The sequence below is a fragment of the Natrinema sp. CRL1 genome (assembly GCF_059162405.1).
The window spans coordinates 942,821-961,760 of the sequence record NZ_JBLVOY010000001.1 but is presented as its reverse complement, the minus strand read 5'-3'; the positions used below and the strand labels follow the sequence as shown (position 1 = coordinate 961,760).

Genomic DNA, 18,940 nt, shown 5'->3' with positions numbered 1-18,940 from the left:
GGGGCGGCTACTGGTGTGGGCGATTCCGGCCGTCGTTAATCGCGGACCAACTCCACGTTTCGCATCTCGCCCCCGCACTGCTGACAGGTGCTGAGGAGAGCGTCCCCGACGGTCTCCCGCCGCCCGCACTGCACACAGACGTATTCGCGTCGCTCCTCGAGTGACATGTATAACTATACTCAGGGGAGTGTGTTAACTCTTTGCACAGTAGTGGCGTCCCGGGTCTGTCCGTCGCAGTAGTAGAACATCGTGACAACGGATCGAGTGCGGATGAGCCAGTCTCCAGCGAAATTACTCCCGGTCGGATAGCAAGAGCAGGCCGGCGAGGAGCGTGGCACCGACGATTGCCGCCGCGAGCAGCCAGAATGCAGCCCTGAAGCCGGCGGTTTCCGAGAGCGCGCCGACGATCGCGGGCGCGATCGCGCCGGCACCCATCAGTAGCGTTCGGACGACGCCCAGTCCGCCACCGGCGACATCGTCCGGGATGGCGGACATCAGGTACGCGCCCCTGACGGGCCGGAAGCCGTGCGAGCCGATCCCGACGGCAACGAGCAGTCCGCCCAGCAGGACTGGGTCGCTCGTTCCGGTCAGCGAAACAAACGCAACCAGCGCGACCGAGGCGAACCCCAACGTCGCGACGATGATGGGCAGTCGCCCCACCCGATCGCTGAGATTGCCGGTCACCAACTGGATCAGACTCGCGAGGAAGAGGCTGCTGTAGAGCAGGCTCGCGGTCGCCGTCGTAAGCCCCGCTTCCGCGGTGAGATATCGCGGCGCGAACGCGACCAGCCCGTTGTAGGTAAACGAGAACAGAATCGTCACCACGGCAAACGTCGAGAACCGCCAGTCTCGGAACAGCGACGCGTACTGTGCGATTCCGCCGCCGCGCCCGCTCGAGACCGGTTCCACCCCGCTCGACTCGTCCGGGAGCCGTCTGGGAACCCGAAGCCGGAACGCCGCCGCGAGCGCCACTCCGACCAGCCCACCGCCCAGAAAGAGCAGCCGCCAGCCCGCAACGGGGCCGAGCACCAGCGACGCGACGCCGACGACGACGGCGGGGGCGACGACGCCGCTGAGCGCGCCGAACGTGTCCAAGACGCCGAGCGCTCGCCCCGTCCGGGCGGGGTAGGCTCGAGAGAGGAGGCGGACGGCAACGGTCTTGTGCGCGCCGGTGCCGGCTCCGATCACGAGCATCGCGCCCACGAGGACGACAAACGGCGAGTCGACGACCAGTGCGAGCGCGGCGGCGGCCGCGACGGCCGCGCCCGCCGTGATGACGGTCACCGAGCCGAGCCGGTCCGCGAGCACGCCGGAGGGAAACTGCATGGCCGCGTAGACGAGCAACAATCCGGAGAACGCGGTTCCGAGGACCGCGTCGGAGACGCCGTAGTTCGCCTGAAAGGAATCGAACAGCGGCGGAAAGGCGTAGCGCAGGAATTTCGCGAGAAACCAGATCGCAGCGGTCAGGACGAGGGCGTCGTAGTGCGCGAGCCGCTTTGCCGTTCGTCGAACCGACATTCGTTCGGTCCGTGAGTCGCCACCGGACGACCGAGTATCCACCGATCCCGGCCCCACCCGTCGGTGGCGGACAGAAGGAAGCAATCGGGTCCGTGGGTCAACGGTCGCGGTGGTACGGTGGCGCAGCGATGTGGAGACGCGACCACCAGCAATAACACAACGCCGAAGGCCGAGCGGTTCGACCTCGCGACGGCGACGACTCGACTCGAGGCGGTCGGCTTCGATATCGCGGTCGCCCGCGATCGCCCGGAGACGTTCGCGGTCGTCGCGACTCGCTGAGTTCCGTCAGCGGAGTCTTTTTGGACATACATCCAGTATTTAATCGAATATAGACACTTGTTGTTGTATTCAGAGTCGTACTTGTCTCCCCGTAACGCTTTTTCGCGATGCTGTCTCAGGATGTGGTATTGTGTACCAAGACCCATACACGCCCGAACAGTCGCACTACGAGTGTCTAGACTGTGGCCACAGAGAGCGAGCGGACTCCCTCGAGTCCTGTCCCGACTGCGGCGGCCGAACCCAGAACATCGCGGTCCCTCGAGAATAGCGGCTTCGTCGAGCGGTCGAGCGCACGAACACGTCCGGCAGCTGCCGATTAGTCGAAATCGGGCAGGTCCTCAGGTGGCTCGTACTGGGCTTCCCAGTCGACGTACTCCTCTTTGAGCGTGACCGAGACGATCTGTCCGAACTCGGTGAGTTCGGCGTTGATCGAGGAGACCGTCCCCCACGTATCGAGGTCGGGGTGGTACTCGCGAGCCTGCCAGTCCTCCGGAATGCCGGGCGCGTGGTAGCCGACGCGGTCGGCGAAGTCATCCCAGAAAAAGTCGAAGCCGGCGAAGAGATCGAGGTCGCGCGCGATCCCGTACTCGTTTTCCTCGAGATCCGTGTCTGCTCGCCACTCGTCGAACGCCTCCGCCCACGCGCCCTCCTCGAGGAACGCCTGTAGCTCTTCGCGGCGATAGTCGATCTCCTCGGCACCATCGGCGCTGATGGTCGCGTCCTCGTACTCGTTCGGGTCGACGAACTCCAACTCCGGCGGCTCGGGGGGTTCGACCTCGAGTGTCATGGTCGGTCGTAGGTCGGGTTCCCGGATAAGAATTCCCACCTCCCGGCGGGTAGTACTAGTCAGTCGCCACGTCCTCGATCGATTGCGAAGGGCAGTCAGGGTCGAGACGGCATCGGCCGACGGTCGTGTACCGACAGCCTGGGTTCGGCGCTCACTCCCACGAATAGCCGAACTCGTTTCCGTCGCTATCGATGTAGTCGCTCTCTAACACCTCGCTTACGATCCGGCCGAGCGAATCCAGTTCCTCCTCGATGTCTTCGATATCGCCGTCGTCGAGGTCGGAGGCCGCTGCCTGCGAACCCGCCGGGACCGTCGGCGACCGGTAGCCAACGTCCGACGCGGACTGGTTCCAGTAGAAGTCAAACGCCTCGAGCAAGCCGAGTTCGCGGACGGCCCGAAACTCGTCGTCGGTCAGGTAGGTGTCCGCGGCCCACTCCTCGAAGCCGTCTTCCCACGCGCCCGCCACGAGCAGGCCGGCCAGTTGCTCGCGGCGGGCCTCGTCGCCCGTCCACTCCTCGGGCTCGTCGACGGCGTCGTAGTCGCTCGGATTCTGCGGGCCGTGGAGCGTCGGCGGGTCTGGCGTCTCGACGTCGAGTGTCATACCGTCTCGTTCGGTCGGCAGCGGTATGGGGCTTTCCCGGCGAGCGACCGGTTTGGACCGTCTCGAGCCGTCCGGCGTCAGCCTCGACGGGTAACCAAACACTCAATCGCCGGCCGGTCGTACCGGGAGACGATGACTGAGTACGAGGCGGTGATCCTCGACGTCGACGGAACGATCGTCCGGGGCGAGGCGTTACTCCCCGGCGCGACCGACGGAGTACGCGCGCTCGAGGCGGCGGGCTGTTCGCGACTGCTGTTCTCGAACAACCCGACGCGGGGAGCCGACCACTACAGCGAACTGCTCGCACCCCACGGGATCGATGTCGATTCGGGCAGTGTCCTCACGTCCGCGACCGTCTCGGCGGAGTACCTCGCGGCGACCCACCCCGACGCGGCGGTGTACCTCGTCGGCGGAGAGCGACTCGAGGCGATCCTCGCCGACGCCGCGGTCGACGTGACGACGGACCCCGAGGCGGCCGAGGTCGTCCTCGGCTCGTTCGACAAGCGGTTCTCCTTCGGCACGCTCTGGGAATCTCTGCGTGCCCTCGAGGGCGACGTACCGTTCTACGGCACCGACCCCGATACGACGATCCCGGTCGACGAAGGCGAGATGCCGGGCTCGGGCGCTATCCTCGCCGCGATGGAGGCCGTCGCCGACCGCGAGCCCGACGCGATCCTCGGCAAGCCGTCCTCGATCGCGGCCGCGGCGGCGATGAACCGGCTGGACGTCGATCCGCGGAACACGCTGGTCGTCGGCGACCGACTCGATACCGACATCGAACTCGGGAACCGCGCCGGCATGGAGACCGCCCTCGTGCTCACCGGCGTCACCGATCGCGCGGATCTCGCGGCGGCCGACGCCGACGCCAGGCCCGATCACGTCCTCGAGTCGTTGTCGGTGGTCGACGAACTCCTCTGAGGTCCCGTTCAACCTCCGGGCTCGGTCCCACCGCGTGCGCTCGAGAGGTATATTTATCCGTAATAGTCACCATTGTCGACACGTGAGAGAACGTATTACCGCAGTGTTGCTCCGTGCCCGATATGCAGCGATCGGCGCTGCCGTCGGCGCGGCGATCGGCGGACTGTTCAGCCGAAACGCAGCGAGTACCGGCGGTGCGGTCGGCGGGCTCGTGGGTGCGACCATCGCTGATACCCGCGGAACCCTCGACACGCTGCTCGAGGACGTCAAAGAGCGCGATCCCCGATCCCAGGAACTCGACACGGAATAAGTCTACGGGCGGGGAAGATCGAACCCGGACCCGCTCAGTCGGCCCGTCCCGCCTCGTCCTCGAGCGCTTCGTCTCGAAGCTGCTCGCCCTCCGCAGTGCTGACGGTCAACTCCGGGACCGTCGTCGGCACGTTGTCCTCGTCGATCGCGACGTAGACGAAGTACGATTCGGTGGTCCGCTCGCGCTCTCGGGTCCGGAGATTCTCGCGCTCGGTGACCAGCCGAACCCGCACGCTCGAGGTGCCTGCATCGTAGACGTACGCGGTGATGTAGGCCGTGTCGCCGACGGGAATCGGCCGCTCGAAGTTCATCTGATTGACTCGCGCGGTGACACACATCTCGCCGGAAAACCGCATCGCACTCATCGCGCCCACCTCGTCCATCCACTTCATCACGTTGCCGCCGTGGGCCACATCGAGCATATTCGCGTGGTTCGGCTGGACCATCTCCCGGTTCTCGATGACGGTCTCCATGAGGTCGGTCATCGGCGGACGTTTCCCGACGCCGACAATCAGTCTTGCTTTCAGCTCCGGGAGTGGGGTTCGGGGCCTCGAGGCGGCCGGGCCGCCGTCAACCGCCACCGCGATGTTCAGTCGTTTTCGGTTTGGTGTCCGATACTGGTAAAAGTCGCCGCCGAGTTGGAGCCAGTAATGAGCGATGCAGGCGAGGCCGACGTGCCGGAGCCGCCAGCCCCACCCGACCGCGAGCGCGGTTCCGTCGAGGTCCTCGGGACGGCACACGTCTCGCAAGCGAGTGTCGACGAGGTTCGCGAAACGATCGACCGCGAGGACCCCGACGTCGTCGCCGTCGAGTTAGACGAGGGCCGGTACCGCCAGATGCAGGGCGGAACGCCCGACGACATCGAAGCGGGCGATCTCCTATCGGGGAACACGGTCTTCCAGTTTCTGGCCTACTGGATGCTGTCGTACGTCCAGTCACGGCTGGGCGATCAGTTCGACATCGAGCCCGGTGCCGATATGCGTGCGGCCATCGAGGCCGCCGAAGCCAACGGCAGCGGGGTCGCCCTGGTCGACCGCGACATTCAGGTGACGATCCAGCGGTTCTGGAGCAGACTTTCGTTTACGGAGAAACTGAAGATGGTCGGCGGGCTGGCGCTGGGCGTCACCGACCCCCGAACGCTCGGGCTCACCTTCGGTGCCGTCGCCGGGGCGCTCGTCGGATTTCTCATTGCAGCGTTCCTCGCCCCGCTGCTTGGCTTTGGTGACCTCCTGCTCGTCGGGCTGTCCGACCCCACGATACTGCAGTACGCCGGCGGCGGCGTGATCGGCGCAGTCGTCGGGGCGTTCGTCGGCCTCGTCTTCCTGCCCTCCCTCGAGTCGGCCGGACGGTATACCGGCGGCTATCTCTCCGGATTCTCGGCACGAATCCTCGCCGGGCTCGCCATCGGTATCGGCGGCTGTCTGGCGCTGGTCGCGACCGAAACCTTCGTCGGGCCGTTCTCGGCGTCGACCCTCGAGAGCGCCGGGATCTACGCGGTCCGCGGAACGACCGGGACCCTGGCCGGTCTCGGGGTCGGCGTCGCAATCGGTGCCGTTCTCGGACTCTCCCTCGACACCGTCGGCGGCGACATCGACGATGTCGATGAACTCGACATGGCGGAGCTGACCGACGGCGACGTCGTCAACGCCATGATGGAGGAGTTCCGCCGGTTCAGCCCCCGTGGCGCGAACGCCCTGATCGACGAACGGGACGCCTACATCGCACACAACCTCCACGAACTCCGTGAACAGGGCTACGACGTCCTCGCAGTCGTCGGTGCCGGTCACAAAGCGGGGATCGAACACCACCTCCTGAACCCCGAGGAAATCCCCTCGCTCGAGTCGATTTCGGGGACCGCCTCGAGCCGCCGGTTCTCACCGCTGAAGATCGCCGGCTATCTGGTCACGGTCGGCTTTCTGGCCTTCTTCTTCCTGCTGATCATGGCGGGCGTTCGGAACACGTTCCTGCTGAAGCTGTTCGCGGCGTGGTTCCTGTTCAACGGCGTCTTCGCGTTCACGCTGGCGCGGCTCGCCGGCGCGCGCTGGTCCAGCGCCGGCGTCGGCGGCGCGGTCGCGTGGTTGACGAGTATCAACCCGCTGCTCGCGCCCGGCTGGTTCGCCGGCTACGTCGAACTCAGACACCGGCCGGTCAACGTCCGGGACATCCAGACGCTCAACGAAATCGTCGGCGACACCGAGCGACCCGTCGGCGAAGCCCTCGACGCGATGTTCGACGTGCCGCTGTTTCGGCTCATCATGATCGTCGCGCTCACCAACATCGGGAGCATGATCGCAACGGGGCTGTTCCCGTTCGTCGTGCTCCCGTGGCTCGCCCCCGAGATCGGGGGCGTCAACGCCCTAATGGGTGAACTGATCGCCGGGGCAGAAAACAGTCTCGAGCTACTCCGGGGGCTTCTCTGATGGGCTACCGCGCTACGCAGCAACACGAACCCGAACCGGAACTACAATTCAGCGACACGGAGGTGCGCGACCTCGCGATGGCGTGGACCGCGCTGAGCGTCGCCTTCGCGTTGTTGCTCGCGCCCGTTCACCGCGGCGGGGCAAGCGTCGGCTTCTTCGCCACGATGGTCGGCCTGAGTTTCGTGACCGTCGGCGTCGGCTTCCTCCTCCACGAGATCGCACACAAAGTGGTCGCGATCGAACACGGCCAACTCGCCGAGTTCAGAGCCGACTACCAGATGCTCTTTCTGGCGATCATGGGGGCGCTGGTCGGCTTCCTCTTTGCCGCACCCGGTGCCGTCTACCACCGCGGACGGGTCACTCAGCGGGAGAACGCGCTGATCGCGCTCGCGGGTCCCGTGACGAACCTCCTGCTCGCGTTGCTCTTCCTCCCGATGGTGCTCTTTCCGGGAATCATCGGAACGGTCGGCCAGATGGGGATCTGGATCAACCTGTTCTTGGCCGCGTTCAACATGATCCCCTTTGGCCCGCTCGACGGAAAATCCGTCCTCAAGTGGCACAAGGGCGTCTTCGCGCTGGTCTTCGTCCCGAGCGCAGCGCTTGCCCTCTTCGTGATCTTCAGGGTCGGAATGTTCTGAGACCCGCCTCGAGACCAGCCTCCGCCGGACCGGTGACCTTTTGCTCGCGCCGGGAGGTCGTTCGAGTATGACCGAGACGGACGACGAGCGAGGCGACGAGGAGGGGCTCACTTACGCCGAAACCGGCGTCGACATCGAGGCGAGCGAGGACGCGACCGCGGCGCTGCTCGAGGCCTTCGGCAGCGACCTGCGAACCGAGTACGCCGGCCTGATCGACATCGGCGACCGCTATCTCGCACTGGCGACCGACGGCGTCGGCACCAAGCTGCTAGTCGCCGAAGCCATCGAGGACTTCTCGACCATCGGCATCGACTGCATCGCGATGAACGTCAACGACCTCGTCGCGGCCGGCGTCGAGCCGGTCGCGTTCGTCGACTACCTCGCGATCGACGAGCCCGACGAGGCGCTAACCAACCAGATCGGTGAGGGCCTCGCGGTGGGCTTAGAGCAGGCCGATCTCACGATGCTCGGCGGGGAGACGGCGGTCATGCCCGAGGTTGTGAAAGGGTTCGATCTGGCGGGCACCTGTGCCGGACTCGCCGGAAAAGACGAGATCTTCGAGGGCGAGGCGCAGGTCGGCGACGCGCTCGTCGGGTTCCCCTCGAACGGCATCCACTCGAACGGGCTGACGCTGGCTCGCGAAGCCGTCACGCGTGACCACGAGTATACCGACGAATTCCCGCTCGATCCGGAGCGGTCGATCGGCGAGGAACTCCTGCGACCGACCCGGATCTATACAGATCTGCTCGAGCCGATGCGCGACCACGAGGTCCGCGCGGCGGCCCACGTCACCGGCGGGGGCTGGACGAACCTGCTACGGATGGGCGACCGCGAGTACGTGATCGAGGACCCGCTCCCGGCCCACCCGATCTTCGAGTTCGTCCAACAGGAGGGGAACGTGACCGACGAGGAGATGCACCGAACCTTCAACATGGGGACCGGATTCGTCGTCGCGCTGCCCGAGGATCGGGCGGCGGATCTGGTGGCCGAAACCGACGGGCAGGTCATCGGCCGCGTCGGAGACGGCGATACCGTCGAGATCCGCGGGCTCTCGCTGGCCTGACCTCGGCAAACGTCTCGGGCTCGGTCTCGAGTGGGAAAGCCGAACTGCTCGATTCACAGCCGATGATCTCTTTTTCAGCCAGCTAGCAGTAGATATAAGTCACAATAGGTCAACGAGTATACTGGAAGCCGCGCTCCGGAAACAGGGGGCTGTCTCGAAATGCCCCGGGTGCTAGAGCCACCCGAGACGTGGCTTCCATCCGAGCGGATTGAAGCCATGTTTGCGTTGATTCTAGCGGGATATAAACGTCCCGCACGACGGCAGAATCGCCCAACACGACCAGCGACAGCGTTGCAGCGCCGATTACGCTTGCGGGGGAGACGGTATGCGTAGCGGTCCCGACGAGAGCGACGACGGCGACGGGATGTCATCGCTTCCCGACTGTCCGCGCTGTGGCAAGCCGGTCGGGTTCGTCACCGCGACCGGCCCCATGACGGCCTCGGCCAGTCCCTGCGGCTGTTCGGTGCCGCCTGGACTGGGCCACCGAGACGACTGAGTTGGGGCCCGGGCTCGAGCCCCGACGATCGGCCGGTCGCTCGGCGATAGGGACCGAACCCACCACACCACCCCGCCGACATCGGTCGTCGAACGGCCGGCTCGGAACCGGGGTCTCGAGTCACCGGTCGGACCCGCCTGCTACGGTTATTTCGAGCGCTCTCTCTTCCCGGTCGACGCTCGAATCGTGTCGTATTCCTCGTCGCTGTAGGCGATGAGCCGCACGTCCGCGAGCGTGTCCGACTCGTAACCTGCGATCTCCTCGCCGATACTCTCCGCACCCGTCGCGAGGTCGAACCCGGCGACGCCACAGCCCAGCGCCGGGAGCACCAGCGACCGACAGCCCAGTTCGTCGGCCCGCTCGAGGCTGTTGTGAGTCGCGTCCCGAATGCTCTCGGTGGTCGCTTCGCCGTCAGCACCAGAACCTCCGGTTCTGGTTAGCTCACGAGACTCCGTCGGAGTCTCGTGAACCCCGTAGTGGGGCATCGCCGCGGCGTGGATGACGTACTCGGCCTCGAGGTCGTAGGCGTCGGTAACCGCGACCGCGCCGAGATCGATCGGGCCTGTTTCCATAGCTTCCTCGTTGATCGACTCGCCCGCACCGCGGCGGAGTGCACCGGCGACGCCGGATCCCATTCGCAGGCTCGTACCGGCCGCGTTGACGAGCGCATCGGCGGACTGTGCGGCGATATCTCCCTGAACGAGATCGTACTCATACTCGAGACTGCCGGATCGAGAACAATGAAACTGATCGTGGATGGTGCCCTCGAGCCTACCGAAGTCGGTTACTCAGTCCGTCCGAATCCAGTCGTCCCGGATCGACCGGTCTGAAATGTCGGCGTTTGCGATCCCGTAGAATTTCTCGCGGCCGACCGGCGTCCGAAGCCGGAGGACGCAGGTGTAGTCGGTTACCTCGAACGCGGTTACCGTTCGAGTCGACCGCTGATGAGCGAACCGAAAGAGCTGCGTTGCCTCCGCGCCGGTGGTAACACGATCGCCGAGCGGCCAACTCAGCGACTCGACGTGTTCCAGCTCGATGTCGAACAGGGAAGCGATCAGGTCCCGACCGTGTCGCCCCATTGTCCCCTGTGACCGGTTCTCGTGTGAGCTCATACACCGATCCTTTCGCTCCGTCCCGAAAAAAGATGCCATTTCGCGTGGCCATCTCTGGCACGGACAGGCCGCGACCGCTCGCTCGAGGACGGGCGAAATACTGCGTCTCGTCGCTTCTCCGTGTCGACTATTCCCGCCGCCAGTGATCACACCGGTGACAGCAGTCCGCTGCTCCCTTCGGCCCGCGGTCTTAGGCCAACCAAAACCTTTTTAGATTTAGGCTCACCTAACTCAACCTGATGGACGTACCCGCCCGCAGGCAGGACCCGGAACCCACCGAGGAACTCGAGGAGTCGGCGGCGGTCGTGACCAGTCACGAGACCCGCCCCGGAAAGATCGTCTTTACCGAACGAGACAACAACGACGGCTGGATCGCGACGGACCTGACCGTCGACCTCGAGCCCTGAACACGTCGCTTCTCGGTCGTTCGGCCCCGATCCAGTCTCGACTCCGAACGGCTCGCCATTTTCCTCTTCCGCGAAAAAACTGATTCGACGGTCCGACGCTCGCCGACGCGATTCTGTGCGTCTCGATCTCAGTGCGTCGCTTCTTCGAGGACCAGCGTGTCGTCCTCGAGGTAGTGTTCGAAGTGGTGGCCGTCTTCCTCGAGTTCGACGAGGATCTCGCGCAGGATTTCGGCGGTCGCGGGGTCGCCGAGGTTCTCGGCGAGTTCGATGCTGCCACGCATCGACTCGATGATGTCGCCGTACATCTCGAGGTCGTGTTCGAACATCGTGCGGACGTCGTAGACGTCTTCGCCCTCGAACTCGACGGTGGCGCGCTCCTCTTGGTTCGACGGGCCGGAGACGGGGACGCCGCCGATCGCCTGTGCGCGCTCGGCGATGACGTCTGCGCCTTCCTCGACGTGTTCGTACGCCTCCTCGAGGAACTCGTGGAGCGGTAGGAACTCGGCTCCCTCGACCACCCAGTGGTGTTTCTTCAGTTGGTGGTAGAGGACATAGGAGTTGGCGAGCTCCGTGTTCAGTGCGTCGACGATCTGCTCGGCCTTGTCTTGCTCGAGGCGAAGCGCGTTCTCCTCGACACTGTCAGCCGACTGGCGGACTGTCTTTTGGGTGCTCATCCTGTTCCATCATACACGCGCACATCACTTAAAGATTTCCCTTGGGAGAACATTTCTTTGGTATACCTAAAGAATCGTTTCTAGTAGAGGTACTACATTTGGGTGTCAGGGGCCATGAACGTGTTGCCGAACGACACCGTCACTATACCCGTTGTTTTTTCGAGCCTGAGTAAACATTTTCAGTGAGGGGGCCCAAGGGACGAGTATGGCAACGAGAATCGCACAGCGGCGAGAGCGGATCTACGTCGACGGCGAGTGGCTCGAGACCGACGACGAACTGTCAGTCTCGGATCTCGCCGAGGGAGAGACCTTCGCGCGGGTGGCCGCCGCGGGCCCGACGGAGGCTCGAGCTGCACTGGCCGCTGCCCACGAGATCAAACCGGAACTGCGCGAGACGACGGTCGTCGAACGCGCGGAGTGGTGTGAGACGATCGCCGACGGACTGCGCGAGCGCGAAGAGGAACTCGCCGAGGTCATCGTCCGGGAGGCGGGCAAACCGATCTCGTCGGCCCGCGGCGAGGTCGGACAGGCGGCCGAACGCTTCGACCGCGCGGCCGAGGAAGCGCGCAACATCGTCAGCAAGGGCGAGTACCGCGAAGGTTCGACGGCGGGCCACGAGGGCTGGCAGGCCATCGTCAAACACGAGCCGATCGGCGCGGTGCTGTGTATCACGCCGTACAACTACCCGCTCGCGACGACGGCCCTACAGGTCGCACCCGCGCTCGCGGCCGGCAACAGCGTCCTGCTCAAGCCCGCGAGCAAGACGCCCATTTCGGCGGCGATCCTCGCCGACGTCATCGCCGACGTCGACGGGATTCCCGACGGCGCGTTCAACTTCGTCCCCGGCGAGGCAAGCGAGATCGGCGATCTGATGGCCGGCGACGACCGCATCAACGCAATCGCGATGACCGGCTCCTCGGGCGCGGGCAAGCACGTCGCCCGCGAGAGCGGCATGGTCAACCTACACATGGAACTGGGCGGCAACGCCCCGGCGATCGTCTTCGACGACGCCGACCTCACCGATGTCGCGGGCAACTGCGCGAAGGGCTCGTTCAAGTACGCCGGCCAGCGCTGTTCGGCCATCTCGCGCGTGCTCGCCCACGAGTCCGTCCACGACGACCTCGTCGAGCTAATCGACGGCCAGATGGACGCCTGGCAGGCCGGCGACCTCTTCGACGAGGACACCGCCTTCGGCCCGCTCATCAGCGCGGAGCAGGCCGATTGGGTCGCTGAACTGGTCGAGGACGCCGTCGACAAGGGCGCAGAGATCGTCCGCGGTGGCGAGCGACGCGCGCCCGACGGCGTGCCGGACGACCTCGCCGACCAGTTCTTCGAGCCGACGCTGCTCGCGAACGTCCCCCACGACGCCCGCATCGTCGACGAAGAGCAGTTCGGCCCCATCGCCGCTATCACCACCTTCGAGGACGAGGCGGAAGCCCTCGAGATCGCCAACAGCTCGGATCTTGCGCTCGACGCTGCGGTCTTCACGAACGACTACAAGCGCGCGATGCGGATGGCAGAACGCATCGACGCCGGTGCGGTCCGGATCAACGGCGCACCGAGCCACGGGCTGGGCGATGTCCCGTTCGGCGGCAACAAGGACTCGGGCATCGGCCGCGAGGGCCTCGACGCCTCGATCCACGCGATGATGCGCGAGAAGAGCATCATTCTGTAAGCTGGCCGATCGCTCTCTATCGTCTCCTCGCCGCTTTTCTCGTCTCGAGACTGCCGGATCCGATCGGCAGCCGAGACAGCCAGCGATGAGCTCCGTCCCCGCCGAGAGTAATCCGCGGCGCGACATGCCTTTCGTACTGTTACGAGCCGGGTGTAATCGACCTCGTATATAGCTTGGCAGTCGACAGACCTACCCCCGTCGGCGGTTCACGACCGAGCATGGCCCGCGAGGTGCTCGTTGCCGGCGAAACACTCATCGACTGCATTCCCGAACGGCCGGGACCGCTCGAGGACGTCGCCGGATTCGAGCGCCGCCCCGGCGGTGCGCCGGCGAACGTCGCCGTCGCGCTCGCTCAACTCGAGCGGCCGCCGCTGTTCTGGACCCGCGTTGGTGACGATCCGTTCGGTCGATACCTCGAGCGGACCCTCGCCGACCGCGATCTGCCGACCCGGTTCGTCGAACGCGACGCGGATGCGAAGACCACGCTCGCGTTCGTCACGCACGATGAGACCGGCGACCGCGAGTTCACCTTCTATCGAGACGGAACTGCCGACACGCGCCTCGAGCCCGGCCGGATCGACGACGCGACGCTCTCGGGCTGCGAGTGGGTCCACGCTGGCGGCGTTGCACTGGCCAGCGGGTCGTCCCGGGCCGCGACGGTAGACCTGCTCGAGCGCGCCGCGGGTGCGGGGTGTACGGTCTCGTTCGATCCGAACCTACGCTCGGAGCTGTGGCCGGATACCGACACGTTCGCGGACGTAGTGACTGAAGCGCTCACACGCGCCGGCGTCTGTTTCGCGACGGTCGAGGAACTCGCGGCGCTTGGCTTTGCGGGCGAGTCGCCGATGGCGGTCGCACGCGCGGCCGTCGATCGCGGGCCGGTTCACACCGCCTTCGTGACGCGGGGCGGCGACGGTGCGGTCGCGGTCGCGGATGGGGACGCGTCGTGGCCCGCCGCCGCGGTCGACCACGCCGGCTTCGCGGTCGACGCGGTCGATACGACGGGGGCCGGCGACGCGTTCGTGGCCGGCGCGATCGCCGCCCTGCGGGAGGGGAGGAATCTCCGGGAAACGGTGACTTTCGCGAACGCGGTCGCGGCGACGACGACCACCGCCCCGGGTGCGATGACGGCCCTGCCGACTCGAGACGAGGTTTCCTCGCTGCTCGAGCGGGAGTAGATCGCCGACGCGGGCTACGACATCCGAAGACCGTGTGGTTGCAAGCCGGGCCGCTATCCGGGGTTCTGACGTATCTAGAGTATGGGTATCAACGTCCGCGGCGCGGTCCCCTTCGCGAAGTCGGTCGTCGCGGGGATCCAAGAGAAGAACGCGACGTTCATGGCTGCGAGTATCGCGTATCAGGCGTTTATCTCGCTGATACCGCTGCTCGTCCTCGTCTTCTTTCTCGTCTCGTTCGTCGGCGATGAGGCGCTTGCCGAACAGGTCTCCTCGACGACCGAAGGGTTTCTCCCGGAGAGCGGACAGATCATCCTCGAGGACGGGATCGAGGGCGACACCGGGAGCGTCGGAACCTCGATCATCGGGCTCGTCGCGCTCGTCTGGGGATCGCTGAAGATCTTCCGCGGGCTGGATACGGCCTTTTCGGAGATCTACTCGTCGACCGAGGACAACTCGCTGGTCGACCAGCTTCGCGACGGGGCCATCGTCTTCGGGACGATCGGCGTCGCGCTGGTCGCCGCGGCGGCGGCCACCATCGCGTTCGCGTTCTTCCCGAGCATTCCCTTCATCGGGTTCCTGAACCCGCTGTTGCTCGTGGTCGGGCTGACGATCGCCTTCCTGCCGATGTACTACTTCTTCCCCGACGTCGACGTCTCGGTCAGGGAGGTGCTACCGGGCGTCCTCGTCGCCGCCGTCGGCTGGGCGGCGCTCCAGTCGCTGTTTCAGGTCTACGTCGCGTTCTCGAGCAGTTCCGACTCCGCGGGGCCGATCGGCGCGATCCTCCTCCTGCTGACGTGGCTCTACTTCGGCGGCCTGATACTGCTCGTCGGCGCGATCGTCAACGCGACCCATTCGGGACACCTCGAGACCGAACCCGACGAGACGGACGACGATCGGCTCGGGGGTGTCCCCGGTGACCCGACTCGCGGCTCGTTCGTCGACTTGGCCCGGCGCGACCGCGAGCGATTCGAGGCCCGACTCGAGCGACTCCGGCGCGAGCGCGATCAGCTACAGAACGACCGCGAAGCCCAGCGCACGCGCCGTTACCGGCTCGAAGATCGTGTCGACGATCTCGAGGCGCGACTCGAGACGCTCGAAGCGGAAAACCGGGCGCTCGAGGACGAAAACGAACAGCTTCGACGCGACCTCGCGAGCCGTCGGGGATCGTCGTGGCGGCGGCGGTTGCGCGGCGCGCTGGCGCGGGTTCGGACCCTAAACGTCGGCGTCGTCGAGAACCGCGAGGAGTAACGCCGCCCCGCCGCGATGACGGCCTCCGATTCGGGACACCTTAGTGAGTTCCCGTCCCACCGAGTACCGTGTCCCATCCAGTCCGGGCCGCCCGGCGTCGAATCCAGTCGGAACACGTGTCGGTCGTCGACGCGATCGACGCCTGTGCCGACGCGATCGCCGAGCCGTGGGATACCTCGCGAACCACCGACGGCGATGCGGTCGCCGACGGACTCCATCGCGCCCTCGAGGAGGCGGGGATACTCCGAATGCTTCCCGGCGTGCTCGCCGATGTCGTCGATGCGGCGGGTTACGAACTGCGGGCCGATCCCGTCCCGGGGCCGCCGTACGTCGTCGTGACCAGCCGCGGCCCCGTCCTCCGGGCGACGATCGATCCCGGCCGGCTCGTGATCCGGTTCGACGCGTTCGAAATCGTTCGTGACGACGACCCCGGTCGAAAGCCCGCCTACCGACGGCTCGACGGGATTGGGATTTCGGTCTCGCTCGAGTGAACTGCCTCGAGGTCAGCCCCGGGGCACTCGGCTTGCTCCGCCTGTAGAACATGGGTTACCGTGTGTGACACGCGCAATCGGATTCCGGCGGCGACGCTCCTGTTGACACCGATAATAACCCAGGTCGATATACGGCCAGATTTTGCTAACAAATCTGGCTTACGACCTTGGTTATTAATAAAATTCTTGGATAAGATACTAACTCTTATACCCCGGTAGGCCAACCCTCGAGTATGAACCTGACACGACGGTCGCTGCTGAAGACGGGTGCCGGCGCGGTCGCAGCCGGCACCGTCGCCGGCTGTCTCGACGATATCGATCCGGCAAATCAAGAACTCGACGCCGGCTACGGGGCTTTCTTCACTCTGTGGGATTGGGCCGAAACGGTAAGCGGCGACGCGATCGCGTTCGAGGACCCGATCGGGGCCGGACAGGCCGGTCACGGCTGGTCGCCGAGTGGCGACCTCACCCGGGAGATCGCCGATGCCGGTGCCTTCGTCTATCTCGATACCCCCGAGTTCTCGTGGGCACAGGATATCGCGGCGACGCTCGAGAACGACTACGATACCGTGACCGTCATCGACGGGCTCGAGGGACTAGACGACCAGTTGCTCGGCTGGGATCACGAGGTCGAAACGGGGAGTCACGACGGCCATGATGGGGAGGATGGTCATGGCGAGCACGAAGAAGAGAGCCATGACGGGCACGATCGTGAGGAAGAGAGTCACGATGGGCACGAGCACGAGGAAGAGGGCCACGACCACGAACACGAGACTGAAAACGAGAGCGGCCACGACGGGCACAACCACGACGGTTCGTCGGTCGACCCCCACGTCTGGCTCGATCCCGTCCTCGCACAGGATATCGTCGAGACTATCGCCTCGGGGCTCGCCGACGCCGACCCGGACAACGCGGAGACCTACGAGGAAAACGCCGATGCGTACATCTCTGACCTCGAGTCCCTCGACCAGCAGTTTCAGGACCTGATCGATGCGGCGGACCGGCAAGTCGCCGTCTTCGCCGGCCACGACTCGTTTAGCTACCTGCAGGAGCGATACGGGTTCGAACTACACACGCCGGCCGGCGTCTCCCCGCAGGAACAGATCACCAGCGAGCAGATCGCCGAGACGATCGACCTCGTTGACGCGGAAGGGATCGAAACGATCCTCTACAATCCCTTCATCGCGCCCGACGGCTCCTACCAGCTGGTCGAAAACATCCTCGAGGGGAGCAACGCCACCGACACCATGCCGATCACCCACCTCTCGGGGACCCTCGCAACGTGGCAAGACGAGGGGTGGGGCTACCGGGAGCAAATGGAAGAAATAAACCTCCCGGCGCTCAGAGAAGTATTAGACGCACAGTGACCGTTGTCGATCTCGAGAACGTAACGTTCGCCTACGGCGAGCAGCCAGCAGTACAGGACGTCTCCCTGACGGTCGAACAAGGGGATTTTCTGGGGCTAGTCGGGCCGAACGGCTCGGGGAAGACGACCCTCTTGCACCTCATGCTCGGGCTCCACCGCCCCGACAGCGGTTCGGTCGACCTCTTCGGCGAACCCGTCGATCAGTTCGACGACGGCGAACGGATTGGCTACGTCTCCCAGCAGGCGACCAGTGGCGGCGGGTCGATGCCGGTTACCGTCCGCGAGGCCGTCACCATGGGTCGATTCGCCCACGCGGGCCACGGACGATTGACCAACGACGATCACGCGACCGTCGACGAGGCCCTCGAGACGGTCGGTATCACCGAACTTGCCGACAGGCAGGTCAACCAGCTCTCGGGCGGCCAGCGCCAGCGGGCCTACATCGCACGCGCGCTGGCCTCCGAGGCCGATCTGCTGGCGCTCGATGAACCTACCGTCGGGGTCGACGCCGAGTCCCGCGACGCGTTCTACCAGTTGCTCGAGTCGCTCAACGAGCGGGAGATCACGATCATCCTGATCGAGCACGACATCGGCGTCGTCACGGACCGTGCAAACCGGATCGCCTGTATCAACACGGAACTCTACCACCACGGGGACACCGAATCGTTCGTCGAAAGCGACGCGTTGACCGAGGCCTACGGCGCGACGGGCCAGGTCGTCCACCACCACCACTGATGAGCCGGACCGGATCTCTCCCCCTTCGTCGACGGCTCGAGCAGGTCGGGATCGGGCTGACCGCCGTCCTCTCGGTCGCGATGATCGCCCTACTCACGATCGATGCCCTGCGGGCGTATCCCGTCGTCGGCGGCGTCTACGATCAGGCTCGGATCGCGGGTCGGATCGCGGACTACTACCTCGGGACGAGCGTCTTCTCCCATCCGTTCATGTGGCGGTCGATCGCGACGGGAATCCTGATCGGCGTCGTCGCGCCGCTGGTCGGCACCTACCTCGTCCACCGGGAGATGGCCCTGATCGGCGAGACGCTCGCCCACACGGCCTTCGCGGGGGTCGCGGTCGGGCTCCTCGTGAGTTCGGTGACCGGCTGGAACGGCTCGCTGATGCTCGTCGCCCTGATCGTCGGCATCCTCGGCGCGCTCGGCGTCCAGTGGCTCGCCGAGCGAACCGACACCTACGGCGACGTGCCGATCGCAATCATGCTGACCGGTAGTTTCGCCGTCGGGACGCTCATCATCAGCTACGGCGACGGGATGACCGGTATCAATATCGAGGACTACATCTTCGGCAGCATCTCCGTGGTCACCCCGTCCGGGGCGCGGCTGATGGCCGTCATCAGCGTTCTCGTCGTCCTCGTCACCGTCGCGACTTACAAACAGCTCCTGTTCATCACCTTCGACGAGCAGGCCGCCCGCGTCGCGCGGCTCAACGTCACGTGGTACAACACCCTGCTGATCGTGATGACGGCGGTCGTCGTCGTCGGCGCGATGCAAATCCTCGGCGTGATCCTCGTCGCTGCGATGCTCGTCGTGCCCGTCGCGGCCGCCACGCAGGTCGCCCACAGCTTTCGCGAGACGCTGTACCTCTCGATTCTCTTCGGACAGGTCTCGGTCATCGGCGGCTTCGTCTTCTCGATTTCCCAAGGGCTGCCGACCGGCGGCTCGATCGTCGTCGTCGCGATCGCCTGTTACCTGCTCGCGGTACTTGCCTCGAGCCGGTCGACGGCCGCGATTTCGACTCACTGA

24 protein-coding genes are annotated in these 18,940 nt (G+C 65.5%); 16 read left to right on the top strand and 8 right to left on the bottom strand.

What is annotated here, in order from left to right; translation table 11 throughout:
• Positions 1-35 precede the first annotated feature (35 nt).
• Positions 36-167, bottom strand: coding sequence for a rubrerythrin-like domain-containing protein (locus ACJYUO_RS05015; protein ID WP_006430016.1), 132 nt, complete (start codon positions 165-167; stop codon positions 36-38).
• A gap of 124 nt (positions 168-291) precedes the next feature.
• Complete coding sequence (locus ACJYUO_RS05010; RefSeq protein ID WP_494344293.1) at positions 292-1,518, bottom strand: MFS transporter; 1,227 nt, start codon at positions 1,516-1,518, stop codon at positions 292-294.
• Positions 1,519-1,635: 117 nt separating this feature from the next.
• On the opposite strand from ACJYUO_RS05010, the gene ACJYUO_RS05005 reads away from it, so the two are divergent.
• Together ACJYUO_RS05005 and ACJYUO_RS05000 are read left to right on the top strand one after the other, a co-directional pair.
• On the top strand, positions 1,636-1,797 hold the full coding sequence (locus ACJYUO_RS05005; protein WP_494344292.1) for a hypothetical protein: 162 nt from the start codon (positions 1,636-1,638) through the stop codon (positions 1,795-1,797).
• A gap of 130 nt (positions 1,798-1,927) precedes the next feature.
• Entirely contained in the window at positions 1,928-2,065 is a 138-nt protein-coding gene (locus tag ACJYUO_RS05000; RefSeq protein ID WP_494344291.1) for a rubrerythrin-like domain-containing protein, read from the top strand.
• Between the two features lie 48 nt (positions 2,066-2,113).
• On the opposite strand, the gene ACJYUO_RS04995 is transcribed toward ACJYUO_RS05000, so the two are convergent.
• Both ACJYUO_RS04995 and ACJYUO_RS04990 read right to left on the bottom strand, forming a co-directional pair.
• Positions 2,114-2,584 carry a DUF7992 family protein gene (locus tag ACJYUO_RS04995; RefSeq protein ID WP_494344290.1) on the bottom strand — a complete coding sequence of 157 codons (471 nt, stop codon included), beginning with the start codon at positions 2,582-2,584 and terminating at the stop codon, positions 2,114-2,116.
• A gap of 151 nt (positions 2,585-2,735) precedes the next feature.
• Entirely contained in the window at positions 2,736-3,185 is a 450-nt protein-coding gene (locus ACJYUO_RS04990; protein WP_494344289.1) for a DUF7992 family protein, read from the bottom strand.
• A 132-nt stretch (positions 3,186-3,317) separates the two neighbouring features.
• On the opposite strand from ACJYUO_RS04990, the gene ACJYUO_RS04985 reads away from it, so the two are divergent.
• Positions 3,318-4,103, top strand: a complete 786-nt coding sequence (locus tag ACJYUO_RS04985; RefSeq protein WP_494344288.1) for an HAD-IIA family hydrolase — start codon at positions 3,318-3,320, stop codon at positions 4,101-4,103.
• 82 nt (positions 4,104-4,185) lie between these two features.
• Positions 4,186-4,413 (top strand): hypothetical protein, encoded by a 228-nt coding sequence (locus tag ACJYUO_RS04980; protein WP_494344287.1) that lies wholly within the window; start codon positions 4,186-4,188, stop codon positions 4,411-4,413.
• A 34-nt stretch (positions 4,414-4,447) separates the two neighbouring features.
• On the opposite strand, the gene ACJYUO_RS04975 is transcribed toward ACJYUO_RS04980, so the two are convergent.
• Positions 4,448-4,897 carry an acyl-CoA thioesterase gene (locus ACJYUO_RS04975; RefSeq protein WP_494344286.1) on the bottom strand — a complete coding sequence of 150 codons (450 nt, stop codon included), beginning with the start codon at positions 4,895-4,897 and terminating at the stop codon, positions 4,448-4,450.
• A gap of 165 nt (positions 4,898-5,062) precedes the next feature.
• On the opposite strand from ACJYUO_RS04975, the gene ACJYUO_RS04970 reads away from it, so the two are divergent.
• The 4 genes from ACJYUO_RS04970 to ACJYUO_RS04955 all read left to right on the top strand — a co-directional run bounded on the left by ACJYUO_RS04970 (position 5,063) and on the right by ACJYUO_RS04955 (position 9,029).
• Positions 5,063-6,832 (top strand): TraB/GumN family protein, encoded by a 1,770-nt coding sequence (locus ACJYUO_RS04970; protein WP_494344285.1) that lies wholly within the window; start codon positions 5,063-5,065, stop codon positions 6,830-6,832.
• Entirely contained in the window at positions 6,832-7,470 is a 639-nt protein-coding gene (locus ACJYUO_RS04965; protein WP_494344284.1) for a zinc metalloprotease, read from the top strand. The genes ACJYUO_RS04970 and ACJYUO_RS04965 overlap by 1 nt, the downstream gene beginning before the upstream one ends.
• A gap of 67 nt (positions 7,471-7,537) precedes the next feature.
• Positions 7,538-8,533, top strand: a complete 996-nt coding sequence (purM, locus tag ACJYUO_RS04960) for a phosphoribosylformylglycinamidine cyclo-ligase (RefSeq protein WP_494344283.1) — start codon at positions 7,538-7,540, stop codon at positions 8,531-8,533.
• A gap of 325 nt (positions 8,534-8,858) precedes the next feature.
• Positions 8,859-9,029, top strand: coding sequence for a hypothetical protein (locus ACJYUO_RS04955; protein WP_494344282.1), 171 nt, complete (start codon positions 8,859-8,861; stop codon positions 9,027-9,029).
• A gap of 146 nt (positions 9,030-9,175) precedes the next feature.
• Here the strand turns inward: ACJYUO_RS04955 and ACJYUO_RS04950 are convergent, their stop codons facing one another.
• Together ACJYUO_RS04950 and ACJYUO_RS04945 are read right to left on the bottom strand one after the other, a co-directional pair.
• Complete coding sequence (locus ACJYUO_RS04950; protein WP_494344433.1) at positions 9,176-9,787, bottom strand: macro domain-containing protein; 612 nt, start codon at positions 9,785-9,787, stop codon at positions 9,176-9,178.
• Positions 9,788-9,817: 30 nt separating this feature from the next.
• Positions 9,818-10,141: a hypothetical protein gene (locus tag ACJYUO_RS04945; protein ID WP_494344281.1), complete on the bottom strand. Its 324-nt coding sequence runs from the start codon at positions 10,139-10,141 to the stop codon at positions 9,818-9,820.
• A 239-nt stretch (positions 10,142-10,380) separates the two neighbouring features.
• Here ACJYUO_RS04945 and ACJYUO_RS04940 point away from each other — a divergent pair, with 239 nt between their 5' ends.
• Positions 10,381-10,548: a hypothetical protein gene (locus ACJYUO_RS04940; RefSeq protein WP_006430002.1), complete on the top strand. Its 168-nt coding sequence runs from the start codon at positions 10,381-10,383 to the stop codon at positions 10,546-10,548.
• Positions 10,549-10,676: 128 nt separating this feature from the next.
• Here ACJYUO_RS04940 and dpsA read toward each other — a convergent pair whose 3' ends face one another.
• Positions 10,677-11,222: a DNA starvation/stationary phase protection protein DpsA gene (dpsA, locus tag ACJYUO_RS04935; RefSeq protein ID WP_494344280.1), complete on the bottom strand. Its 546-nt coding sequence runs from the start codon at positions 11,220-11,222 to the stop codon at positions 10,677-10,679.
• Between the two features lie 205 nt (positions 11,223-11,427).
• Here dpsA and ACJYUO_RS04930 point away from each other — a divergent pair, with 205 nt between their 5' ends.
• The 7 genes from ACJYUO_RS04930 to ACJYUO_RS04900 all read left to right on the top strand — a co-directional run bounded on the left by ACJYUO_RS04930 (position 11,428) and on the right by ACJYUO_RS04900 (position 18,940).
• Positions 11,428-12,897 (top strand): aldehyde dehydrogenase family protein, encoded by a 1,470-nt coding sequence (locus ACJYUO_RS04930; RefSeq protein ID WP_494344279.1) that lies wholly within the window; start codon positions 11,428-11,430, stop codon positions 12,895-12,897.
• A 218-nt stretch (positions 12,898-13,115) separates the two neighbouring features.
• The gene (locus tag ACJYUO_RS04925) at positions 13,116-14,075 is read left to right on the top strand and encodes a carbohydrate kinase family protein (RefSeq protein ID WP_494344278.1); all 960 of its coding nucleotides are present in this window, start codon (positions 13,116-13,118) and stop codon (positions 14,073-14,075) included.
• Between the two features lie 81 nt (positions 14,076-14,156).
• Positions 14,157-15,323, top strand: a complete 1,167-nt coding sequence (locus ACJYUO_RS04920; protein WP_494344277.1) for a YhjD/YihY/BrkB family envelope integrity protein — start codon at positions 14,157-14,159, stop codon at positions 15,321-15,323.
• Positions 15,324-15,391: 68 nt separating this feature from the next.
• Complete coding sequence (locus tag ACJYUO_RS04915; RefSeq protein ID WP_494344276.1) at positions 15,392-15,814, top strand: DUF7988 family protein; 423 nt, start codon at positions 15,392-15,394, stop codon at positions 15,812-15,814.
• Positions 15,815-16,047: 233 nt separating this feature from the next.
• Positions 16,048-17,181, top strand: a complete 1,134-nt coding sequence (locus tag ACJYUO_RS04910; RefSeq protein WP_494344275.1) for a metal ABC transporter substrate-binding protein — start codon at positions 16,048-16,050, stop codon at positions 17,179-17,181.
• Complete coding sequence (locus ACJYUO_RS04905; RefSeq protein WP_494344274.1) at positions 17,178-17,915, top strand: metal ABC transporter ATP-binding protein; 738 nt, start codon at positions 17,178-17,180, stop codon at positions 17,913-17,915. The genes ACJYUO_RS04910 and ACJYUO_RS04905 overlap by 4 nt, the downstream gene beginning before the upstream one ends.
• Positions 17,915-18,940 carry a metal ABC transporter permease gene (locus ACJYUO_RS04900; RefSeq protein ID WP_494344273.1) on the top strand — a complete coding sequence of 342 codons (1,026 nt, stop codon included), beginning with the start codon at positions 17,915-17,917 and terminating at the stop codon, positions 18,938-18,940. The genes ACJYUO_RS04905 and ACJYUO_RS04900 overlap by 1 nt, the downstream gene beginning before the upstream one ends.

Coding starts and splice junctions, on each gene's coding strand:
- ACJYUO_RS04990 (WP_494344289.1), bottom strand. CDS start 3,185: ATGACACTCGACGTCGAGACGCCAGACCCGCCGACGCTCCACGGCCCG.
- dpsA (WP_494344280.1), bottom strand. CDS start 11,222: ATGAGCACCCAAAAGACAGTCCGCCAGTCGGCTGACAGTGTCGAGGAG.
- ACJYUO_RS05010 (WP_494344293.1), bottom strand. CDS start 1,518: ATGTCGGTTCGACGAACGGCAAAGCGGCTCGCGCACTACGACGCCCTC.
- ACJYUO_RS04955 (WP_494344282.1), top strand. CDS start 8,859: ATGCGTAGCGGTCCCGACGAGAGCGACGACGGCGACGGGATGTCATCG.
- ACJYUO_RS04925 (WP_494344278.1), top strand. CDS start 13,116: ATGGCCCGCGAGGTGCTCGTTGCCGGCGAAACACTCATCGACTGCATT.
- ACJYUO_RS05015 (WP_006430016.1), bottom strand. CDS start 167: ATGTCACTCGAGGAGCGACGCGAATACGTCTGTGTGCAGTGCGGGCGG.
- ACJYUO_RS04900 (WP_494344273.1), top strand. CDS start 17,915: ATGAGCCGGACCGGATCTCTCCCCCTTCGTCGACGGCTCGAGCAGGTC.
- ACJYUO_RS04910 (WP_494344275.1), top strand. CDS start 16,048: ATGAACCTGACACGACGGTCGCTGCTGAAGACGGGTGCCGGCGCGGTC.
- ACJYUO_RS04945 (WP_494344281.1), bottom strand. CDS start 10,141: ATGAGCTCACACGAGAACCGGTCACAGGGGACAATGGGGCGACACGGT.
- ACJYUO_RS04940 (WP_006430002.1), top strand. CDS start 10,381: ATGGACGTACCCGCCCGCAGGCAGGACCCGGAACCCACCGAGGAACTC.
- ACJYUO_RS04930 (WP_494344279.1), top strand. CDS start 11,428: ATGGCAACGAGAATCGCACAGCGGCGAGAGCGGATCTACGTCGACGGC.
- ACJYUO_RS04985 (WP_494344288.1), top strand. CDS start 3,318: ATGACTGAGTACGAGGCGGTGATCCTCGACGTCGACGGAACGATCGTC.
- purM (WP_494344283.1), top strand. CDS start 7,538: ATGACCGAGACGGACGACGAGCGAGGCGACGAGGAGGGGCTCACTTAC.
- ACJYUO_RS04965 (WP_494344284.1), top strand. CDS start 6,832: ATGGGCTACCGCGCTACGCAGCAACACGAACCCGAACCGGAACTACAA.
- ACJYUO_RS04975 (WP_494344286.1), bottom strand. CDS start 4,897: ATGACCGACCTCATGGAGACCGTCATCGAGAACCGGGAGATGGTCCAG.
- ACJYUO_RS04920 (WP_494344277.1), top strand. CDS start 14,157: ATGGGTATCAACGTCCGCGGCGCGGTCCCCTTCGCGAAGTCGGTCGTC.
- ACJYUO_RS04970 (WP_494344285.1), top strand. CDS start 5,063: ATGAGCGATGCAGGCGAGGCCGACGTGCCGGAGCCGCCAGCCCCACCC.
- ACJYUO_RS04995 (WP_494344290.1), bottom strand. CDS start 2,584: ATGACACTCGAGGTCGAACCCCCCGAGCCGCCGGAGTTGGAGTTCGTC.